Origin of the sequence: Microcella sp. (assembly GCF_040286215.1) — a bacterium.
In the GTDB taxonomy this organism is placed as follows: domain Bacteria; phylum Actinomycetota; class Actinomycetes; order Actinomycetales; family Microbacteriaceae; genus Microcella.
This window is the reverse complement of record NZ_JAVKCK010000011.1, coordinates 96,291-116,161: the sequence shown is the minus strand read 5'-3', so window position 1 is coordinate 116,161 and position 19,871 is coordinate 96,291. Positions and strand designations below refer to the sequence as shown.

Annotated in this window: 15 protein-coding genes; 8 read left to right on the top strand and 7 right to left on the bottom strand. The window is 70.6% G+C overall.

Going from position 1 to position 19,871, the window contains the following annotated elements; genetic code table 11:
- The first annotated feature begins 9 nt into the window (after window positions 1-9).
- From RJQ01_RS05705 to RJQ01_RS05680, 6 genes are all read left to right on the top strand, one after another.
- Complete coding sequence (locus RJQ01_RS05705; protein WP_350475760.1) at window positions 10-1,404, top strand: bifunctional o-acetylhomoserine/o-acetylserine sulfhydrylase; 1,395 nt, start codon at window positions 10-12, stop codon at window positions 1,402-1,404.
- An 83-nt stretch (window positions 1,405-1,487) separates the two neighbouring features.
- On the top strand, window positions 1,488-2,687 hold the full coding sequence (gene metX / locus RJQ01_RS05700) for a homoserine O-acetyltransferase MetX (RefSeq protein ID WP_350475759.1): 1,200 nt from the start codon (window positions 1,488-1,490) through the stop codon (window positions 2,685-2,687).
- Window position 2,688: 1 nt separating this feature from the next.
- On the top strand, window positions 2,689-3,603 hold the full coding sequence (locus RJQ01_RS05695) for a hypothetical protein (protein WP_350475758.1): 915 nt from the start codon (window positions 2,689-2,691) through the stop codon (window positions 3,601-3,603).
- A 57-nt stretch (window positions 3,604-3,660) separates the two neighbouring features.
- On the top strand, window positions 3,661-4,797 hold the full coding sequence (locus RJQ01_RS05690; RefSeq protein WP_350475757.1) for a sensor histidine kinase: 1,137 nt from the start codon (window positions 3,661-3,663) through the stop codon (window positions 4,795-4,797).
- A gap of 16 nt (window positions 4,798-4,813) precedes the next feature.
- The gene (locus tag RJQ01_RS05685) at window positions 4,814-6,076 is read left to right on the top strand and encodes a hypothetical protein (RefSeq protein WP_350475756.1); all 1,263 of its coding nucleotides are present in this window, start codon (window positions 4,814-4,816) and stop codon (window positions 6,074-6,076) included.
- An 18-nt stretch (window positions 6,077-6,094) separates the two neighbouring features.
- Window positions 6,095-6,769, top strand: coding sequence for a response regulator (locus RJQ01_RS05680; RefSeq protein WP_350475755.1), 675 nt, complete (start codon window positions 6,095-6,097; stop codon window positions 6,767-6,769).
- A gap of 54 nt (window positions 6,770-6,823) precedes the next feature.
- Here RJQ01_RS05680 and RJQ01_RS05675 read toward each other — a convergent pair whose 3' ends face one another.
- The 4 genes from RJQ01_RS05675 to RJQ01_RS05660 all read right to left on the bottom strand — a co-directional run bounded on the left by RJQ01_RS05675 (window position 6,824) and on the right by RJQ01_RS05660 (window position 10,786).
- A complete protein-coding gene (locus RJQ01_RS05675; RefSeq protein WP_350475754.1) occupies window positions 6,824-8,167 on the bottom strand; it encodes an HNH endonuclease signature motif containing protein in 1,344 nt (447 codons plus the stop codon).
- A gap of 99 nt (window positions 8,168-8,266) precedes the next feature.
- Window positions 8,267-8,578, bottom strand: a complete 312-nt coding sequence (locus RJQ01_RS05670; protein WP_350475753.1) for a thiamine-binding protein — start codon at window positions 8,576-8,578, stop codon at window positions 8,267-8,269.
- Window positions 8,575-9,855, bottom strand: a complete 1,281-nt coding sequence (locus RJQ01_RS05665; RefSeq protein ID WP_350475752.1) for a glycosyltransferase 87 family protein — start codon at window positions 9,853-9,855, stop codon at window positions 8,575-8,577. Before RJQ01_RS05665 ends, RJQ01_RS05670 begins: the two co-directional genes overlap by 4 nt.
- A 64-nt stretch (window positions 9,856-9,919) precedes the next feature.
- Window positions 9,920-10,786, bottom strand: a complete 867-nt coding sequence (locus RJQ01_RS05660) for an ADP-dependent NAD(P)H-hydrate dehydratase (protein ID WP_350475751.1) — start codon at window positions 10,784-10,786, stop codon at window positions 9,920-9,922.
- 131 nt (window positions 10,787-10,917) lie between these two features.
- Between RJQ01_RS05660 and RJQ01_RS05655 the strand changes: the two genes are divergently transcribed.
- A complete protein-coding gene (locus tag RJQ01_RS05655) occupies window positions 10,918-12,003 on the top strand; it encodes an NADH:flavin oxidoreductase/NADH oxidase (RefSeq protein ID WP_350475844.1) in 1,086 nt (361 codons plus the stop codon).
- Here the strand turns inward: RJQ01_RS05655 and RJQ01_RS05650 are convergent.
- From RJQ01_RS05650 to guaB1, 3 genes are all read right to left on the bottom strand, one after another.
- Window positions 12,000-13,043 carry a hemolysin family protein gene (locus RJQ01_RS05650; RefSeq protein WP_350475750.1) on the bottom strand — a complete coding sequence of 348 codons (1,044 nt, stop codon included), beginning with the start codon at window positions 13,041-13,043 and terminating at the stop codon, window positions 12,000-12,002. The genes RJQ01_RS05655 and RJQ01_RS05650 overlap by 4 nt on opposite strands.
- Window positions 13,040-14,356 carry a hemolysin family protein gene (locus RJQ01_RS05645; protein WP_350475843.1) on the bottom strand — a complete coding sequence of 439 codons (1,317 nt, stop codon included), beginning with the start codon at window positions 14,354-14,356 and terminating at the stop codon, window positions 13,040-13,042. Before RJQ01_RS05645 ends, RJQ01_RS05650 begins: the two co-directional genes overlap by 4 nt.
- A gap of 194 nt (window positions 14,357-14,550) precedes the next feature.
- Window positions 14,551-15,990 (bottom strand): GMP reductase, encoded by a 1,440-nt coding sequence (gene guaB1, locus RJQ01_RS05640; RefSeq protein WP_350475749.1) that lies wholly within the window; start codon window positions 15,988-15,990, stop codon window positions 14,551-14,553.
- A 131-nt stretch (window positions 15,991-16,121) separates the two neighbouring features.
- On the opposite strand from guaB1, the gene RJQ01_RS05635 reads away from it, so the two are divergent.
- Entirely contained in the window at window positions 16,122-19,862 is a 3,741-nt protein-coding gene (locus RJQ01_RS05635; RefSeq protein ID WP_350475748.1) for a multifunctional oxoglutarate decarboxylase/oxoglutarate dehydrogenase thiamine pyrophosphate-binding subunit/dihydrolipoyllysine-residue succinyltransferase subunit, read from the top strand.
- Window positions 19,863-19,871 lie beyond the last annotated feature (9 nt).

The following is a 19,871-nucleotide window of genomic DNA, read 5'->3' as shown; positions in this document are numbered from 1 at the left end:
TTACGGCGTGTGTCGGCCACCGTTGACCGCGCGCAACCGTGGCCGTACGGTCGCAGTCACGTACCGCAGACCCGAGGGAGCGCCACCATGACCGACACCTGGAAGTTCGAAACGCAGCAGATCCACGCGGGGGCCCAGCCCGACCCGGTGACGAACGCGCGAGCGACCCCGGTCTACCGCACGACCGCCTACGTCTTCAACGACGCCGAGCACGCCAAGAACCTCTTCGCGCTCGCCGAGTTCGGCAACATCTACACGCGTATCCAGAACCCCACGCAGGATGTCGCCGAGCAGCGCATCGCCGCGCTGGAGGGCGGCACCGCCGCGCTCCTGCTCTCCTCGGGGCAGTCGGCGACGACCTACGCGGTGCTCAACATCGCCAACGCCGGCGACCACATCGTGTCCTCCTCGAGCGTCTACGGCGGCACGTACAACCTGTTCAAGTACACCCTCGCCAAGCTCGGAGTCGAGGTGACCTTCGTCGAGGACCAGGACGACGCCGAGGCATGGCAGGCGGCCATCCGCCCGAATACGAAGCTGCTGTTCGGCGAGACGGTCGGCAACCCGAAGGTCAACATCCTCGACATCGAGAAGGTCGCCGGGGTCGCCCACGAGAACGGCCTGCCGCTCATCGTCGACAACACCATCGCGACCCCGTACCTCATCCGCCCCCTCGAGCACGGCGCCGACATCGTCGTGCACTCGGCCACGAAGTTCCTCGGCGGGCACGGCACCGTCATCGGCGGTTTCATCGTCGACGGCGGAAAGTTCGCCTGGTCGCAGAACGTGGAGAAGTTCCCCGGCCTTACCGAGCCCGACCCCTCGTACCACGGCGCGAGCTACACGGGCGTGCTCGGCGACGGCATCGCGTACATCATCAAGGCACGCGTGCAGCTGCTGCGCGACATCGGCTCGGCGATCTCGCCCGACAACGCCTGGCAGCTCATCCAGGGCATCGAGACGCTGAGCCTGCGGCTCGAGCGCCACGTGCAGAACGCGCAGGCGGTCGCCGAGTGGCTCGAGGCGCACGACGACGTCGCGACGGTCGACTACGCGGGGCTCTCCTCGAGCCCCTGGTACGCGGCGGGTCTGAAGTACGCGCCGAAAGGCGTGGGCGCGGTGCTCTCCTTCGAGCTCAAGGGCGGCGTCGACGCCGGCCGCGCGCTCGTCGACAGCGTGAGCCTGTTCAGCCACGTCGCCAACATCGGCGACGTGCGCAGCCTCATCATCCACCCCGCCTCGACGACGCACTCGCAGCTCACGCCCGAGCAGCAGCTCTCCGCGGGCGTCACGCCGGGCCTCGTGCGCCTCTCGGTGGGCCTCGAGAACGTCGACGACATCCTCGCCGACCTCGAGTCGGGCTTCGCGGCAGCGCGCGCCGTCTCGGCGGCGAGCTCCCGCTAGCAGCGCTCGTCTCCGCACCGCGCCCGGTCGCCCGTCGTCATGCGACGAGCGACCGGGCGCGACTGCGACAGAATGGTCTGAGCATGGACTGGCAGACGAGCGAAGACACGGTGCCCTCGGCTTTCATCACTGAGGCGAGCCGTCGCGCCCTGCGCGGCACTCCTCCCACGACGGGCGCGTGGCGCGAAGGCGACGACCCCGGCGAGCGCCGTTTCGCCGACCTCGGGCCGCTCGAGCTCGAGTCGGGCCGCTCGCTGCCGCACCTGCGCCTCGCCTACGAGACCTGGGGCGAGCTCGCCCCCGACCGCTCCAACGTCGTGCTCGTGCCGCACGCGCTCACAGGCGACAGCCACCTCGTGGGCCCTCCCGGCCCGGGCCACGCGACGGCGGGCTGGTGGGGCGGCATCGTCGGCCCGGGGCTCGCGATCGACACCGACCGCTGGTTCGTGCTCGCCCCCAACGTGCTCGGCGGCTGCCAGGGTTCGACGGGGCCCGCATCGTTCAGCCCCGACGGCTCGGAGTGGGGCTCGCGCTTCCCGTACCTGACGATCCGCGACCAGGTGGCAGCGCAGCGCATGCTCGCCGACGCGCTCGGCATCGAGCGGTTCGCGGCGGTCATCGGCGGGTCGATGGGGGGCATGCACGCGCTCGAGTGGGCGGTCGAGCATCCCGATCGCGTCGCCCGCGTCGGCGTGCTCGCCGCCCCCGCGTTCTCCAACGCCGACCAGCTGGCCCTCAACTCGGTGCAGATCGAGGCGATCCGCATGGACCCGCTCTTCCGCGAGGGCGACTACTACGACGAGCCGGAGGGCCCGTACCGCGGCCTCGCGCTCGCCCGCCGCATGGCCCTGCTCAACTACCGCTCGCCCGACGAGCTCAACGCCCGATTCGAGCGCAGCTGGCAGGGCACGCTCGACCCGCTCGGCCACGGGGGTCGCTTCGCCGTGGAGAGCTACCTCGACTTCCACGGCAACAAGTTCACCCGGCGCTTCGACGCGAACAGCTACATCGCTCTCGTGGAGGCGATGAACTCGCACGACGTCACGCGGGGTCGAGGGCCGCTCGCCGAGACCCTCGCGCGCGTCACCGCCACGTGCCTCGTGCTCGGCATCGACAGCGACCGCCTGTTCCCGGTCGAGACGCAGCACGAGCTCTCCGCGCACCTGCCGCGCACCATCCACGGCTCGCAGGCCGCCGTCATCAGCTCGCCGTTCGGGCACGACTCGTTCCTCATCGAGGACAACCTCGTGAGCCCGCACCTCGCCGAGCTGCTCGCGAGCTGACGTGCCCGGCCGGTCTCGACTCACGAGAGCGGCCATCCTCGTCGCCCTCGTGCCGGCGCTCGCCTCCTGCGCGCCGCACGTCGACGACATCGATGCCGCGGAGGCGGCCCCGGTGACCATCGACGAGGTCGAGCTCGCCGTCGACGTCTACCGCACGCGCTTCGACCCCGAGCGCGGCACGATGCAGATCGCGGTGCACAATGCTGGTGCGACACCCCTCAGGGTGGTGAGCGCGAGCCTCGACTCCCCCGCTCTCGAGCGCCCGCTGTGGCGCGACGGCGAGACGACGATCCCCGCCGGCGCGACGCGCGACCTCCCTGTGCTCCTCGCAGGTGCGCGCTGCCCCGCCCCGACGACCACCGCGCCGGATGCCCGGCTCGACATCCTCCTCGCCGACGGCTCGACCGCCGTCGTCGAGCTGTCGACCGTCGACCGGCTCGGCCAGTGGGTGGCGTGGTTCGGCACGACGTGCGACGCGGCGGCCGTCGAGGCGGTCGTGCAGCTCGAACTGCGCCGGGCACCGGAGCGCGACGTGCTCGACGCGGGGTCGAGCAGCGTGATCGGGCTCGACCTCGTCGCCGTCGGCACCGGCGCGCCCGGCGCGGTCGCGGCCATCGAGTCGATCGGCGGCACCGTGCTGCTGAGCGTCGTCGACACGGACGGGCAGCGGGGGTCGAGCATCCCGATCGATACGCGCGTCTCACCGGGTGCGCGCGTGACGGTGCCCCTGACCGTGGCACCCGCCCGGTGCGACCCGCACGCGATCGCGGAGGACAAGCAGGGCACGCGGTTCCCCGTCACCGTGCGGGTCGGCGGCGACACCGACCGCGCCATCACCGTCGTCGTCGCCACCGACGATCAGGTTCGGGCGGGGCTGTACGACGCGATCCGGCAGGTGTGCGGCCTCCCCGACTGAGCGCCGCTCCAGTGTCAGACTGAGGGCGATGAGCTACGTCACGAGCGCGACGCCGCGATGATCGAGCGCGAGCGCAGGCTGCTGCTGCAGCGCGCCGCGCGCGCCTTCGGGCTGTGCGGCGTGCTGCTGGCCGGCCTGTGCCTCTCGCTGCCGGGCGTCGTCGATGCCGACGTGCTGCCGAGCGTGCTCATCCTGCTCATCGCGCAGGCCGCCGCGCTCGTCATGGTGGGGCGCAGCCCGCACCTCGGCTGGGTCGTGCTCACGATCCTGCTCGGCTTCGGGGCTCTCGCCCTCGCCCAGCTGCCCTGGGGGCAGGGCTCCTCGCTCGCCCTGCCGCTCTCGCTCGCGCCGCTCGGCGCCGCGGGCCTGGCGGGTGTCGGCATGGTGCTGAGCGAGGGCACGGTGCGCTGGCTCGTCTGGGCCGGCGGCACCCTGGGCAGCAGCCTGCTCGTGGCGACCGCGGGCCCCACGGGCGGCCTCATCTCGACTCCCGCGATCGCGACGCTCGCCTCCTGGGTCATCATGCTCATCATCGGCACGTGGGTCACCGTCGGCGTCGAGCGCGCCCTGCGGCGCATCGACGGCATCGGTCGCGCCCACACCGTCGAGCGGCAGGCGAGCGAGACGGAAGCCCAGCGACGGCAGAGCGCCCGGCTGCTGCACGACACCGTGCTCGCCACGCTCACGCTGCTCGCGCACTCGGGCGTCGGGGTCACCGAGGAGGCGATGCGCGAGCAGGCGGCGGAGGACGCACGGCTGCTGCGCCAGTTGCGCCTGGGCTCCACCCCCATGCCGCGCTTCTCGGGCTCCTACAGCCTCGAGCCGGTCGCCGAGACCGCGCTCGGCACGACCCTCGAGTCGGTCAAGAACCGCTTCGGCCGGATGGGGCTCGATGTGCGCTGGCACGGCACGGGCCAGGTGCTGCTGCCGAGCGACGTGCTCGACGCCTTCCTGCTGGCCCTCACCGAATCGCTCGAGAACGTGCGCCGCCACGCCGGCGTCGACCACGCCGATGTCACCATCACGCAGACCGCCGACTCCCTGCGCGCCGTCATCACCGACGCCGGCGTCGGCTTCTCACCCGAGGAGATCGCCGCCTCGAGCCTCGGCTTCACCGAGTCGATCGTCGCCCGACTGCGCGACGTCGGCGGCCCGCGCGCGTCTTCTCCACCCCGGGCGCCGGCACGACCGTGATTCTCGAGGTTCCGCGATGAGCGCCCACCAGCTGCCCGAGGAGTCCACCCTCGGCGGGTCGGTGCGCCCCGCCGGGGCGCGGTCCTCCACACGCCGCGGCTCGCCGACCTCGACCCACGCCTCCGCGCTCGGCTCCGGGTTCCTCGGCATCGGCGTCGCGATCATCGCCGCCCTGCAGTCGATGCTCGGCATCGCCCTGTTCATGTCCCGCGCGGGCGACTACCCCACACTGCTGCCCGTCGTGGGCGCCTGGCTGCTGCTCATGGTCACCTTTCTGGGCCTCACGATCACGATCTCCGCCACCGGCGAGCGACTGCCCGACTGGCTCTACTTCTTCTTCCTCGCCGCTCTCGCCGGAGTGGTGTGGCTCGACTTCGTCGCGATCGCGCCGCTGCAGAACGTGGGCACCTACGCCACCGCGTCGATCTCGGCGGGCTTCGTGCTGCTCATCATCGTCACGCTGCGCGCGCAGTGGGAGGTTCTGCTGGCCACCGCAGCGCTCGCCGTCGCCTTCATCATCTGCATCCTGGTGACGACGCCTCTGACCCCGACCACGCTGCCGGCCCAGATGGTCGTCGTCGCGCTCGCGGTCGGCCCCGGCCTCACGGGCGTGCTGCTGGTGAGCGGCTTCGAGAGGATGCTCAAGCGCGAGCTCGACCGCGTGCTCGTGCAGTCCACCGTGACCGCCCCGCGCCTCGCCGTCGGCATGCTCGCCTCCGAAGAGCTCGCCCGGCTCGACCAGGACGCCGAGGAGCTTCTCGAATCGGTCGCCACCGGCACGGCCCCGCTGCCGCTACCGCCCGCGCTCGCCTCGCGTGCCTCCCGTCTGGCGACCGAGCTGCGGCTGCACCTCATCGAGGGTCGCCGCGAGACCTGGCTGTTCCACGCGGTCAGCGAGTCGGAGCATCTCGGCCGTCGCGTCACCGTGAGCGACCCCGCCGCTCTCGCCGGCCTGCTCGACAGCGCCCAACGCGATGCTCTGCTCGCAGCGATCTGGCTGCTCGCCTCCGATCCCGCCTCCGGCGCGCCCCCTCGCCTCATCGATGTGACGCTCGGCCCGCTCTCCTCCCCCGACCCTGGCCGTGCATCCGAACCGCACGAGACGATCATCCCCCTCGTCGTCTCGGTGGCGGGCATTAAACGGAATCGTGTCGACCCCGGTGTGTGGGAGGCTCTCGACCGGGTCGGGCGATACAGTGACAGCACAGTGAACGGCAGGTTCCGCATCGATCTCGACTGCTCGGTCGAGAATCCGGTCGACGCGGCACGACCCGGCTGAGCTACGCAGGAGGAACCGATGGCAGCGACGGACACCCCCATTCGACTCGCCCTGGTCGACGACCACCGCATGCTGCTGGGTGCGCTCACCGAGTGGATTCGCCAGGCGGCCGACGATATCGACATGGTCGCGGCCGTCGCGACCTGGCCCGACCTGCTGTCCCACCCCGCCTTCCCCGTCGACGTGGTGCTGCTCGACCTTGACCTCAAAGACAACATCCCCGTCTCTCTCAAGATTCAGACACTCAAGTCGACGGGGGTACGCGTCGTGCTGATGAGCACCTACAGCGAGCCGAACGTGGTGCGCGAAGCGCTCAATGCCGGCGCGCTCGGCTACCTCGTGAAGAGCGAAGACGCGGGCATGATCGTCGAGGCGATTCGCGCCGCCCACCAGGGTGAATCGTTCATCTCGGCCGAGCTCGATCTCGCGCTCAACGCCGCCGACGTGGGCGGGTCACCTCGCCTGAGCGCGCAGGAGCGCCGCGTGATGGCCCTGTACGGGGCCGGTGAGCCCGTGAAGTCGGTCGCCTACCAGCTGGGCATCTCGGAGGAGACGGCCAAGAGCTATCTCAAGCGCATCCGCGAGAAGTACCGCATCGCCGGCATCGACGTGGGCACGAAGGTGGGCCTGCGCAAGCAGGCGATCAGCGACGGCATTCTCGTCGACGCCCCGGGCGGGGGCGGCGGGCTCTAGCCTTCGAGCCTGTGCCAGACGGCACGCACAATGCCAGGGTGCAGCACCGCGCACTCAGCGGGTGACGGTGACTTCCCGTGTGCTCGGCGGTGCGGGGACGCCCTCGGGATGAGTCACGTAGGTGGACCCGCTCGGTGATCGCCAGCGCAGCACGCCGCCGCCCTGCTGCGACACCTTCCACGCACTGCGGTGCTTCAGCTGATGATGCGCCGGGCAGAGGTGCGCAAGATTGTCGATCGACGTGGTGCCGCCGAACTGCCAGTCGACGGTGTGATCGATGTCACTGCGACGTGCTGAGCGCCCGCACCCCGGAAACCTGCACGTGCGATCGCGAATGCGCAGAGCCGCCGTCAGATCAGCAGGCACCGCATAGCGGTCACGCCCGACCGAGAGCACCGCCCCCGACTCGGGATGCCTGAGCAGTCGTGTGAAAGAGGGCGCACCCGCAGCCAATTCTCGAGCCGTGTCGTCGTCGAGCGGGCCGTACCCCTCGAGCTCTGCCTGCGGGATGAACGCGGAAGTGATGGGCGCGTGCGACGTGTTCGTCGTCGCCCGTCCCAGTAAGCGTTCCACCGGCACCGTAACGTGCACCGTCGCGCGAACTCCTGCGCCGCAGCCCGTCGCCTCGACGACCCCGTCTACGAGGAGGTCGGCGAACACGTCGGCGCGCAGCTGCGAGAGAGTGCGCGAGTCGTCGCCGCTGCCCGAGGCCGTGCGCTTGAGGTCGAGCGCTACCATCGTGACCCGCTCGTAGATGGCGCTCGCTCGAGCTACCGGCAAGAAGGCGCTCAACCACGCCATGCCGTCATGCGCGGGCTCGAGACTCACGTTCCGCTCTGCCTCGCTCGCCTTCACACGCTGCTCGATGCTCTCGGGGTGGCAGCGCTCGCGTTCGACACGCGCACGAGGGCGAAGACGGGCCGCGGTCAGTCGAGCGGCCACCGGCAGCATGGCGGACTCGAATCCGGGGAGAGCCGCATCAGGCAACGACCGAGCCTCGTCGATGATCACCTGGGCGTGCCGATAGCTAATCGAACCCTCGGCCAGTGCACGGTGGGTCGCACTCAAGTGCCGCACGAGCTTGTCGCTCTCGTCGATCAACCGCTCAGCGGAGCGCTCGGGCACGCGCAGTGCGCACGCCACCTCGCTCGCGAGCACTCGGTGCGCGAGCTGCCGCCGCGCCGACGGCGAGTCGTCGCGCTGCAGCTCAGCAGACTCTGCGGCGGCAGTCAGCTCGGCGAGTTGACGCGCACGGTCGATCACCTCGGCCCGCATCGCCTGCGCCCTCGCCATGACACTCTCCAGAGCGGCGGCGGCCTGGAGAAGATCGGCGAGCGAATCGTCGAGCACGGTCGACGGGCGCGGGGACTCGGTGAGCGAGAGCCCGGATGCGTTCATGAGGCAATCACACCATCGACCACCGACATTCGTCAGCCGACCACGCGACCCGTCGAGGCAGCCGACCCTAGCCGTTTTCCTGCGATTCGAGCGCGGGCTCTAGCCGTTCCCCTGCGAATCGAGCGCAGCCTCGAGGCGCTCCACCTTGCCGTCGAGCTCGCCCGTGTGGCCGGGCCGGTAGTCGGCCTTCAGCACGAGCGACACGCGCGTGCCGTGCTCGGCCACCGCAAGAGTCGCGCGCTTGACGACCTCCATGACCTCGTCCCACTCGCCCTCGATCTCGGTGAACATCGAGGAGGTGCGGTTGGGCAGGCCCGACTCGCGCACGATGCGCACGGCGGCGGCGACGGCGTCGTGCACGGAATCCGACGACGTACCGCCCGAGGGGGCGACCGAGAACGCGACGATCATGAGGATGCTCCTTCGACAGTCATGCGGGCATCGTACGGGTTCGACCGGCGCGCGAGCCGCAGCGTGCCCGCCAGGCGTACGAGCGCCCACCCCCACAGGGCCGCGTAGAGCAGGTTGCGCACGGTGAGCACGAGCACGAGCGCCGGGTCGAGCGCCAGCAGCCGGTCGTAGAGCACCGGGTAGACGAGCTGGGTCGAGCCGGCGATCGCGAGTGCCAGAATCGCGGGGACGAGGAAGGAGTCGCCGCCGCGCCCCTGCAGGAGCAGGCCCAGGATGACCGGCACCACGACCCACGAGGCGAGCTGCGGCGACCCCACCTTGTTGACGAGCACGAGGGACATCACGAGCGCGAGGGCGAGCACGGGCAGCAGCAGCGCCTCGTCGATGCCGCGCCGCGCAGCGACCACCCCGAGCACCGCGACCACGATCACCACGAGCGCGAGAGCCGGCGTCGTGAGGGCAGCGACGAGGTCTGTGCCCGGCCCCACGACCTGGAAGGTCAGCAGCGCCGGGTCGTACTCCACTCGTGCCACGCCCGGCGCCGCGACAGCGGCCCACAACCACGGTGTCGCCGCTGGAGACTCGACCTGCAGCCCGCGCGCGCTCTGCTCGACGACCGCGCTGAACAGCGCACCGCCGGCGCCCAGCGCCAGCCCCACGGCGACGACGGCGAGGCTCACCGCGAGCGCCCCGATCAGCACCGCCAGCCGACGGCGCACTGCGATGAGCGCGGCGACGAGCACGGCAGCCGGCCACACCTTCACCCAGGCGCCTGCCGCCAGCAGGGCACCCGCCCAGCGCGGGTGGTCGCGCACGAGCACGACCGCCGTGACCGCGAGCGCGACCGTCACGGCGTCGATGCGGCCGAGCGCGACCGGCCCGAGCAGCAGGAGGAAGAGCATCCAGCCCGCGGCGATCGCGGCGCGCGCACCCGGCACCCGCGGCCGCGCCCCCAGCAGCGCCAGGTACGCGGCGGCGTTGAGCGAGGAGACCATGACCAGCCACGCCACGCCGTACCACTCGGGCCCCGCCGCATAGGCGGCAAGCATCGGCACGAGGGCGAGAAGCGGATACACCCACGAGGTGTCGATGCCGACCCACTGCCCCTCGTTGAGTCCTCGCTCCACCCAGAACGGGTAGACGACCAGAACGTCGCCGAAGGGCTGGCCTGGCCCCATCAGATTCAGGATGCCCAGCCAGGCATGCACGAGCGCGAACAGCGCCCACAGCACGAGTGCGCTTTGGCCGAGCGCGAGGAATCGTGCTGCGGCCGGCATGCTCGCCAGCGTAGTGCCGCGCGCGTCATGACTCCGGTCGTGACGACCTCGGGCCATCGCGCGGTCAGGCCCTCAGCACGAGCAGCTCGGCGATGACCGGGCCGAGGCGACCGCACAGGTCGAGCACCGTGAAGGGGCCGCCGCCCGAGGCGGCTCGCGCCGCACGGCCGTGCACGACCGCGGCCGTCGCGGCGAGCGGGCCGAGCAGACCCGGGTCGTCGAGCACCGCGGCGGAGTGGGTGGCGACGAGGGCTGCGAGGATGCCGGCGAGCGCGTCCCCGGCCCCCGCGGTCGCGAGCCACGCCGGGGCCTGCTCCACGACCCGGGGCGGGCCGCTCGGCCCGACGACCGTCGTGCGGTACCCCTTGAGCAGCACCGTCGCGCCGTAGTGCCGCGCCGCCGCACGCGCACTCGCAGCAGGGTCTGCCTCGACGGCTGCGCGCTCCACCTCGAGCAGGCGGGCGAGCTCTCCCGCGTGCGGCGTCAGCACCATCGGGCCGGCGCAGTCCGCCGCCCGCGCGAGTGCTCCCGCGTCGAGCACGATCGGCAGCCCACTGGCCAGCGCGCCCTCGACGCGCTCGGCTGCGTCCGGGTCGTCCCCTCCCGTCTCGTCGGGCCGGGGCATACCCGACCCGAGCAGCCATGCCTGCACGCGACCCGGCGCGGTGACCACCTCGGGTCGCCGGTGCAGCACGAACTCGGCGGCACGGGCCGGCCCCAGGTAGCGCAGCATGCCCACGCCTGTGCGCAGCGCCGCCTCGACCGTGAGCACCGCGGCGCCGGGGTAGACCGCGCTGCCGCTCACCACGCCGAGCACGCCGCGGGAGTACTTGTCGTCGGTCGGCCCGGGAACGGCGAGGTGCTCGGCGGCCTCACGCAGGCCGAACTCGACGCTGGCGTCGCGAGCTGCGCTCAGCGCATCGGCATCCATCGGGCCACCCTATCGAGCGGGCCGCCCCTGCGAGCGGGCCGGTCGCGACGCTCGGCGCTCACCGCCGCGCGGGAATGCACCGCCCTGCGGTGCGCTTGGATGACGGTGTGACCTCTGCTCTCTTCCAGTCCATGACCCTTCGCTCGCTCACGATCCGCAACCGACTCTGGGTCGCCCCCCTGTGCCAGTACTCCGTCACCGCCGCCGACGGCGTGCCGACCGACTGGCACCTCGCGCACCTGGGTTCCTTCGCGCGCGGCGGAGCGGGCCTCGTCATGGCGGAAGCCACCGCGGTGACGCCCGAGGGGCGCATCAGCCCGCACGACACGGGCATCTGGAGCGACGATCAGCGTGACGCCTGGCGCCGCATCGTGCAGTTCGTGCACGCGCAGGGCTCCGCCGCTGGCCTTCAGCTCGCGCACGCGGGTCGCAAGGCCTCGGTCTATCCCGAGTGGGGAGCGACCGCGGCCGGCCATACGGGCAGCGGCACGATGCCCCTCGAGCAGGGCGGGTGGCAGACCGTCTCCGCCTCGCCGATCGCGTTCGAGGGATACGCCCCGCCGGTCGCCCTCGATGAGAGCGGCATCGAGGATGTTAGGCTCGCCTTCATCGCCGCGGCCCGCCGCGCCGTCGATGCGGGCTTCGACCTCATCGAGCTGCACGCTGCCCACGGCTACCTGCTGCACCAGTTCCTCTCGCCGCTGTCGAACCACCGGGGCGACGCGTGGGGCGGCAGCCTCGAGAACCGCGCACGACTGCTGCTCGACATCGTGCGCGGCGTGCGCGCCGAGGTCGGCCACGAACTGCCTGTGCTGGTGCGCTTCTCCGCCACCGACTGGGCGGAAGGCGGCTGGGACGAGCAGCAGACGGCGACGGTCGCCGCGTGGGCGCTGGACGCGGGAGCGGACCTGTTCGACATCTCCAGCGGCGGACTCGTGCGCGCGCGCATTCCCGTCGGCCCCGGCTACCAGGTGCCGCTGGCGGAGCACGTGCGCACCGCTGGTGGCGTTCTCGTCAGCGCCGTCGGGCTCATCACCGACGCCGCGCAGGCCGAGCGCATCGTCGCGAGCGGCCAGGCCGACGCCGTCATGATGGGCCGCGAGTGGATGCGCGACCCGCACGCGGGGCTGCGCTTCGCCCAGGAGCTCGGCGTTGACAAGCATGCCGCGCCCTGGCCTCCGCAGTACGAGCGCGCCCGGCCCTACCCCAACGACTAGCGTCGCCGCGTGGCGTCCTGCACCTCGCCGACGAGCTCCTCGATGATGTCCTCGAGGAAGAGGACACCGCTCGTACGGCCTTCCGCGTCGACGGCGCGCGCGAGATGCGCACCCGAGCGGCGCATGATGGCGAGGGCATCCTCGAGATCGGCCGTCGCGAGGATCGACACCAGGCGCCGGATACGCTTCGGCGGCACCGGGTCGTCCTGCTCATCCTCGGGCAGATCGATGACGTCCTTGAGGTGCAGATAGCCGGTCGGCTCACCACGCTCATCGACCAGCGGATACCGGCTGAAGCCGCGCTGGGCGACCGCGCGCTCGAGATCGATCGCCGAGGCGTCCTCCGGTAGAGCGACGAGCGTATCGAGCGGCAGCGCGACGTCGTCCACGATCTTCGTGGTGAACTCGAAGGCGGCCGTGAGGGCCCCCGAGGTGTCCATGAGCAGCCCCTCGCGCGTGGACTGCTGCACGATCGTCTCCACCTCCTCGAGGGTGAACGCGCTCGTCGCCTCATCCTTCGGATCGACCCCAAACAAGCGCAGCACGCCGTTGGCGATGCCGTTGAGGCTCCAGATGATGGGGGCGAAGATGCGTGCGATCGTCACGAGTGGCGGGGCCAGGATCAGCACGGCGCGGGTCGGCAGGGAGAACGAGAGGTTTTTGGGCACCATCTCGCCGAGCACCACGTGCAGGTAGGAGACGAACAGCAGCGCGATCGCGAAGGCGATGCCCGCGATCCATTCGGGGCCCAGCCCGGTGAGCTCGAGAGGCACCTCGAGCAGGTGCTTGATGGCCGGCTCGGAGACGTTGAGGATGAGGAGGGAGCAGACGGTGATGCCCAGCTGGCTCGTCGCGAGCATGAGCGTCGCATGCTCCATCGCCCACAGGGCTGTCTTCGCAGCGCGCGATCCCTTCTCGGCCCGCGGCTCGATCTGCGAGCGCTTCGCCGAGATGACCGCGAACTCCGCACCGACGAAGAAGGCGTTGCCGGCGAGCAGGATCACGAGCCACGCGATGCCCCACCAGTCGGAATCGCTCATCGGGCTTCACCCGCCTCGACGGCCTCGACCTCGTCGCGGGCCCTCGGGGTGAAGCGCACGCGGTCGATGCGCCGCCCGTCGAGCCGCTCGATGCGGAACGTTCCCTCCGGAATCTCGATCGTATCCGCGACGCGGGGCAGGCGCCCCAACTCAGCCATGAGGTAGCCGCCCACCGTCTCCCACGGGCCGTCGTCGGGAACGGTGACACCGGCGCGGTCCCGCAGTTCGTCCGGTCGCAGGATGCCGGGGAAGGTCAGCCAGTCGCGAGAGCGCACGACGTCGACGATCGCGCGGTCGTGCTCGTCGCTCACCTCACCCACGAGCTCCTCCACGAGATCCTCGAGTGTCGCGACACCCGCGGTGCCGCCGTACTCGTCGACGACGATCGCCATCTGATAGCCCCGGGCGCGCAGCTCGCCGAGCAAGGTGTCGAGCTTCATCGTCTCGGGCACGCGAAGAGCATCCGACTGCAGAGCGCTCGCGGGAACATCCGCTCGCCGCTCCCGCGGCACAGCGACCGCCTGCTTGACGTGCACGATGCCCACGATGTCGTCGATGGAATCGTCGACGACGGGGAACCTCGAGTGCCCCGTGCGCCGCGCGAGATCGATGACGGCCTGGGCGGAATCGCCCCGCTCGACCGCCGCGACGCGCGGCCGCGGCGTCATGACGTCTTGAGCGGAATGCTGCGAGAACGCGAGGGTGCGCGAGAGCAGCGTGGCGGTATCGGCCTCGAGGCTGCCCTGGCTCGCGGAGCGGCGCACCAGCGAGGCGAGCTCCTCCGCCGTGCGGGCGCCGCTCAACTCCTCCTTCGGGTCGACGCCCATCGACCGCAGCAGCGCGTTCGCCGAGTTGTTGAGGAAGACGATCGCGGGCCGGAACACCGTCGTGAAGGCCCACTGGAACGGAATGACCAGCTTCGCTGTCTGCCGCGGCAGCGACAGAGCGAAGTTCTTGGGCACGAGCTCGCCGACGATCATCGACAGCAGCGTCGCGATGACGATCGCGGTGACCGAGCCCACCGGGCGCACAGCAGCCTCCGGCAGGCCCGCCGCCGTCAGAGGCCCGGCGAGCAGGCTCGAAATCGCGGGCTCCATCGTGTACCCCGTGAGCAGGGTGGTGAGCGTGATGCCCAGTTGCGCGCTCGACAGGTGTGTCGAGGTGATCTTGAGAGCAGAGATCGTCGGCCCGAGTCGCTTCTCCCCCCGCGCTTGGCGGGCCTCGAGCTCAGAGCGGTCGAGGTTCACGAGCGAGAACTCGCTCGCGACGAACAGGCCGGTGCCGATCGTCAGCAGCACGCCTATCCCGAGCAGGAGCCACTCGCCGCCGGGGAGTGCGCCCCCCGCGAGGGCGGCGCCCAACACCTCAGCGCCCACGGAGGACGCCCATCGCGCGTCGGGAGGAGATCAGGAAGTGCGGACTATGAGGAGGCTCCGCAGGGGCTGACGGGGGTTCCATGATCGCGCCAGTATAGGCCCCCCGGCGCGCTCGCCGCCTGCGACTGCGCCTACCAGGAGACCGGCAGCGCCTTGCCCTCCTCGTAGCCTGCCGCCGACTGCGTACCCACGACCGCGCGGTCGCGGAATTGCTCGAGAGTGGATGCCCCCGCATAGGTCATCGAGCTGCGCAGCCCCGCGGTGATCATGTCGAGGAGGTCGTCGAGTGAAGGGCGCTCGGGGTCGAGGTAGATGCGCGAGCTCGAGATGCCCTCCGCGAAGAGGGCCTTGCGGGCACGCTCGAACGGGTCGAGGCGACGGAACCGCTGCTCGACCGCTCTCGTCGAGGCCATCCCCCAGCTGCTCTTGAACGCCCGTCCCTCCTCGTCGAGCTCGATGTCGCCGGGCGACTCCAGGGTGCCCGCGAACCATGATCCGATCATGACGGCCGAGGCGCCCGCCGCGAGGGCCAGCGCCACGTCGCGCGGGTACCGCACCCCACCGTCCGCCCACACGCGGGCACCGTGCTCACGAGCCGCCTCAGAGGTCTCCAGAACGGCGGAGAACTGCGGGCGCCCCACCGCGGTCATCATGCGCGTCGTGCACATCGCGCCCGGTCCCACACCCACCTTCAGAACGTCCGCCCCCGCCTGCGCGAGCTCGACAGCGCCCTCCGCCGTCACCACGTTGCCCGCGACGATCGGCACGCCCAGCCCGGCCGCGCTGACCTCCCGGAGGGCCTGCACCATCTGCTCCTGGTGGCCGTGGGCCGTATCGAGCACGAGCACATCGACCCCGGCCTCCACGAGGGCCGCGGCCCGCTCGGCGGGCTCACGTGTGACGCCGACCGCCGCCGCGACGCGCAGCCTGCCGTGAGCATCCAGAGCCGGAGCGTAGATCGTCGACCGCACGGCGCTGCGGGCGCTGAGAGTCGCGATGATCTCGCCGCGGTGGCGCACGGCGACCGCCTCGACGCCCGCCGCCTCGATCAGCGCGAAGGCGGCGCGGGAGTCCGTGACGTCTTCGTCATCGATCGCCGGAATCGCGTCGGCCACCACATCGGCGAGCGGCGCGTCCGGCAGCCAGTGGCGCAGCGCAGACACGGGGAGGCACCTGGTCGGCCGGCCGTCGGCGTCGAGCACCGTCACGACGGCCCCGGGCGAGTCCACCGCGCGAGCGAGGGCACGGCCGACCGTCGCCCCGGCAGGCACACCCACGAGGGGGTCGTAGAGGATCGGCGCAGCCTTGACGTGCTGGATCGCCGCATCGAGATCCTGCAGCGCGAGATCCTGCGGCAGCACGCCGAGGCCACCGCGACGCGCCATCGCCGCGGCGAGCCGCGGCCCCGTGACCGAGGTCATGTTGGCGGCGACGAGCGGCGCGCGCAGACCGCAGGCATCGTCGACCGACAGATCGACCGAGAGCCTGCTGCCGACGCTCGAGCGCTGCGGCACCAGGAACACGTCGGAGTAGGTGAGATCGTGGGAGGGACGCTCACTAAGGAATCGCACATATTAACGCTAGCGGCACGGCGTGACCGGCTCGGACGCCGTCGACGAGCGGTTAAGCTAGACAGCACTGCGGTTCAGCGGGTGAGCCGCGGTGCGACAACTACCAATGAAGCGAAAGTGGGCGGTCGGCCGTGTCAAGCCAAGTGACCGGATCGAGCTCCGACGGCACAGCCTCGGGCGAATTCGGTGCCAATGAATGGCTCGTTGACGAGCTGTACGAGCAGTACAAGGACGACAAGAACGCGGTAGACCCGTCCTGGTGGCCCATTCTGGAGCGCTACCACCAGTCGGCGAGCACGAGCTCTCCGTCAGCGCCGACCACCACCGTCACGATTCCCGACGTACCGGTTCCTGCGTCGACGCCGACCGCTGCCCCCGCGTCCGTACCCGCCGCCTCCGTGCCGATCACGGGCAGCCAGCCCATCGCGCGCACGACCTCCATCGCCCCGCAGCCGCAGCCGATCCCCGCGCAGGCCCCCTCGACCGCATCCGTGCCCGTCGCCGCGGAAGACCAGGAGGCGCCCACGGAAGACACCGTGACGCCGCTCAAGGGCATGGCGAAGGCCCTCGCGACGAACATGGATGCGAGCCTCACCGTCCCCACCGCGACGAGCGTGCGCACCATCCCCGCGAAGCTGCTCATCGACAACCGCATCGTCATCAACAACCACCTCAAGCGGGCGCGCGGCGGCAAGGTGTCGTTCACCCACCTCATCGCGTGGGCCATGATCCAGGCGCTCAAGGAGTTCCCGAGCCAGAACGTCTACTACGACGAGGTCGACGGCAAACCCGTCGTGGTCACCCCGGGTCACCTCAACCTCGGCATCGCGATCGACCTGCCCAAGCCCGACGGCACGCGTGCGCTCATGGTGCCGGGCATCAAGAAGTGCGAGTCGCTCTCCTTCCACGAGTTCCTCGCCGCCTACGAAGACGTCGTCAAGCGGGCGCGCGACAACAAGCTCACCGCCGACGACTTCCAGGGCAACACCATCTCGCTCACCAACCCGGGCGGCATAGGCACGGTGCACTCCGTGCCGCGGCTCATGCGCGGCCAGGGCGCGATCATCGGCGCCGGTGCGCTCGAGTACCCGGCTGAGTTCCAGGGCATGTCGGCCGCGACGCTCGCAGAGCTCGGCGTCGGCAAGACGATCACGCTCACGAGCACCTACGATCACCGCGTCATCCAGGGTGCGGGCAGCGGCGAATTCCTCAAGAAGGTGCACGAGCTGCTCATCGGCGAGCGCCACTTCTACGAGAGCATCTTCGCCGACCTGAGAATCCCCTACGACCCGATCCACTGGGCGCAGGACATCCACGTCGACCTCGCCGACGACGTCAACAAGACCGCCCGCGTGCAGGAGCTCATCAACTCCTACCGCGTTCGCGGTCACATGATGGCCGATGTCGACCCGCTCGAGTACCGCCAGCGCTCGCACCCCGATCTCGACATCGCCAGCCACGGTCTCACTTTCTGGGATCTCGATCGTGAATTCGTCGCCGGCGGGTTCGGCGGTCGCCGCAACGCGCTCCTGCGCGAGATTCTCGGCGTGCTGCGTGACACCTACTGCCGCACCGTGGGCGTCGAGTACATGCACATTCAGGAACCGCAGCAGCGCCGCTGGTTCCAGGCCCACCTCGAGAAGCCCTACGAGAAGCCGACGCACGACGAGCAGATGCGCATCCTCGGCAAGCTCAACCAGGCGGAGGCGTTCGAGACGTTCCTGCAGACGAAATTCGTCGGCCAGAAGCGGTTCAGCCTCGAGGGAGGCGAGAGCGTCATCCCGCTCCTCGACGAAATCCTGCAGGGCGCCGCCGAGCAAGGTCTCGACGAGGTCGCGATCGGTATGGCCCACCGTGGCCGTCTCAACGTTCTCGCGAACATCGCCGGCAAGACCTACGGCCAGATCTTCCGTGAGTTCGAGGGCACGCAGGATCCGAAGTCGGTGCAGGGCTCCGGCGACGTGAAGTACCATCTCGGCACCGAAGGCGTCTTCACCTCGGCGGGCGGCCAGCAGATCGAGGTCTCGCTCGCAGCGAACCCCTCGCACCTGGAGGCCGTCGACGGCGTGCTCGAGGGCATCGTGCGAGCCAAGCAGGACCGCAAGGGTGACGGGGCCTTCAGCACGCTCCCCGTGCTCATCCACGGCGACGCGGCGATGGCCGGCCAGGGAGTGGTGCTCGAGACCCTGCAGCTCAGCCAGTTGCGCGGCTACCGCACGGGCGGCACGATTCACGTCGTCGTGAACAACCAGGTGGGCTTCACGACGCCGCCCGGTGAGGGACGCTCCTCGATTTACTCCACCGACGTCGCCAAGACGATTCAGGCGCCGATCCTGCACGTCAACGGCGACGACCCAGAGGCGGTGGTGCGCGTCGCGGCGCTCGCCTTCGCGTACCGGCAGGAGTTCAAGCGCGACATCGTCATCGACCTGGTGTGCTACCGCCGACGCGGGCACAACGAGGGCGACGACCCGTCGATGACGCAGCCGCTCATGTACAACCTCATCGAGGCCAAGCGCAGTGTGCGCACCCTCTACACGGAGGCGCTCGTCGGTCGCGGCGACATCACCGAGGAGGAGTTCGAGGCCGCCCACAAAGACTTCCAGGAGCGCTTGGAGGTCGCCTTCGCCGAGACGCACGCCGCGCAGACCGGCACGATTCCCGTCGTGGGCGGCACCGCAGGGCGTGAGGATGCGGTCTCGCCCGCGGGCGAGCCCGAGTCGACCGGGGTCGATGCGGCCGTCATCGCTCACATCGGCGACGCGCACGACAATCCGCCTGCCGGCTTCACCGTGCACTCGAAGCTGCAGGCGATGCTCAAGAAGCGCGTCGACATGAGCCGCAACGGCGGCATCGACTGGGGGTTCGGCGAGCTGCTCGCGCTCGGATCGGTGCTCATGGAGGGCACCCCTGTGCGCCTCTCGGGCCAGGACTCCCGGCGCGGCACCTTTGTGCAGCGGCACGCCGTGCTGCACGACAGGGTGAACGGCCAGGAGTGGCTGCCGCTGGCGAACCTCAGCGAGAATCAGGCGAAGTTCTGGATCTACGACTCGCTTCTGAGCGAGTACGCCGCGATGGGATTCGAGTACGGCTACTCGGTCGAGCGCCCCGATGCGCTCGTGCTGTGGGAGGCGCAGTTCGGCGACTTCGCCAACGGGGCGCAGACGATCATCGACGAGTTCATCTCCTCGGCCGAGCAGAAGTGGGCGCAGCGCTCGAGTCTCGTGCTGCTGCTGCCGCACGGCTACGAGGGGCAGGGCCCCGACCACTCCTCCGCGCGCATCGAGCGGTTCCTGCAGCTCGCCGCCGAGAACAACATGGTGATCGCCCGGCCCTCCACGCCGGCCTCCTACTTCCACCTCCTGCGCCGTCAGGCCTACGCGCGCCCGCGGCGCCCGCTCATCGTGTTCACACCCAAGGCGATGCTGCGCCTGCGGGGTGCGACGAGCGACGTGGCCGACTTCACGTCGGGTCGCTTCGAGCCCGTGATCGACGATGCGTCGGTCAGCGACCCCGCGTCGGTGCGGCGCGTGCTGCTGCACGCCGGCAAGATTCACTACGACCTCAAGAGCGAGATCGAGAAGCGCGGCACCACCGGCGTCGCGCTCGTGCGGCTCGAGCAGTTCTACCCGCTTCCCGAGGACGCGCTGCGCGAGGTCATCGAGCGCTATTCGAACGCCGAGCTGGTGTGGGTGCAGGACGAGCCCGAGAACCAGGGAGCGTGGCCGTTCTTCACGATCGAGCTTGCCAAGCGGGGCATGAAGTCGGTGCGCGTCGTCTCGCGGCACGCCTCGGCGTCGCCCGCCACGGGTTCGAGCAAGCGCAGCGCGCAGGAGCACGCCGAGATCATGGACGCGGCGCTCGCGGACTAGGTGGCCGGA

Excerpts from the sequence above, each read along its gene's own strand:
- RJQ01_RS05690 (WP_350475757.1), top strand. The coding sequence starts at position 3,661 with ATGATCGAGCGCGAGCGCAGGCTGCTGCTGCAGCGCGCCGCGCGCGCC.
- RJQ01_RS05650 (WP_350475750.1), bottom strand. The coding sequence starts at position 13,043 with ATGAGCGATTCCGACTGGTGGGGCATCGCGTGGCTCGTGATCCTGCTC.
- RJQ01_RS05680 (WP_350475755.1), top strand. The coding sequence starts at position 6,095 with ATGGCAGCGACGGACACCCCCATTCGACTCGCCCTGGTCGACGACCAC.
- RJQ01_RS05655 (WP_350475844.1), top strand. The coding sequence starts at position 10,918 with ATGACCCTTCGCTCGCTCACGATCCGCAACCGACTCTGGGTCGCCCCC.
- RJQ01_RS05670 (WP_350475753.1), bottom strand. The coding sequence starts at position 8,578 with ATGATCGTCGCGTTCTCGGTCGCCCCCTCGGGCGGTACGTCGTCGGAT.
- metX (WP_350475759.1), top strand. The coding sequence starts at position 1,488 with ATGGACTGGCAGACGAGCGAAGACACGGTGCCCTCGGCTTTCATCACT.
- RJQ01_RS05660 (WP_350475751.1), bottom strand. The coding sequence starts at position 10,786 with ATGGATGCCGATGCGCTGAGCGCAGCTCGCGACGCCAGCGTCGAGTTC.
- RJQ01_RS05685 (WP_350475756.1), top strand. The coding sequence starts at position 4,814 with ATGAGCGCCCACCAGCTGCCCGAGGAGTCCACCCTCGGCGGGTCGGTG.
- RJQ01_RS05665 (WP_350475752.1), bottom strand. The coding sequence starts at position 9,855 with ATGCCGGCCGCAGCACGATTCCTCGCGCTCGGCCAAAGCGCACTCGTG.
- RJQ01_RS05675 (WP_350475754.1), bottom strand. The coding sequence starts at position 8,167 with ATGAACGCATCCGGGCTCTCGCTCACCGAGTCCCCGCGCCCGTCGACC.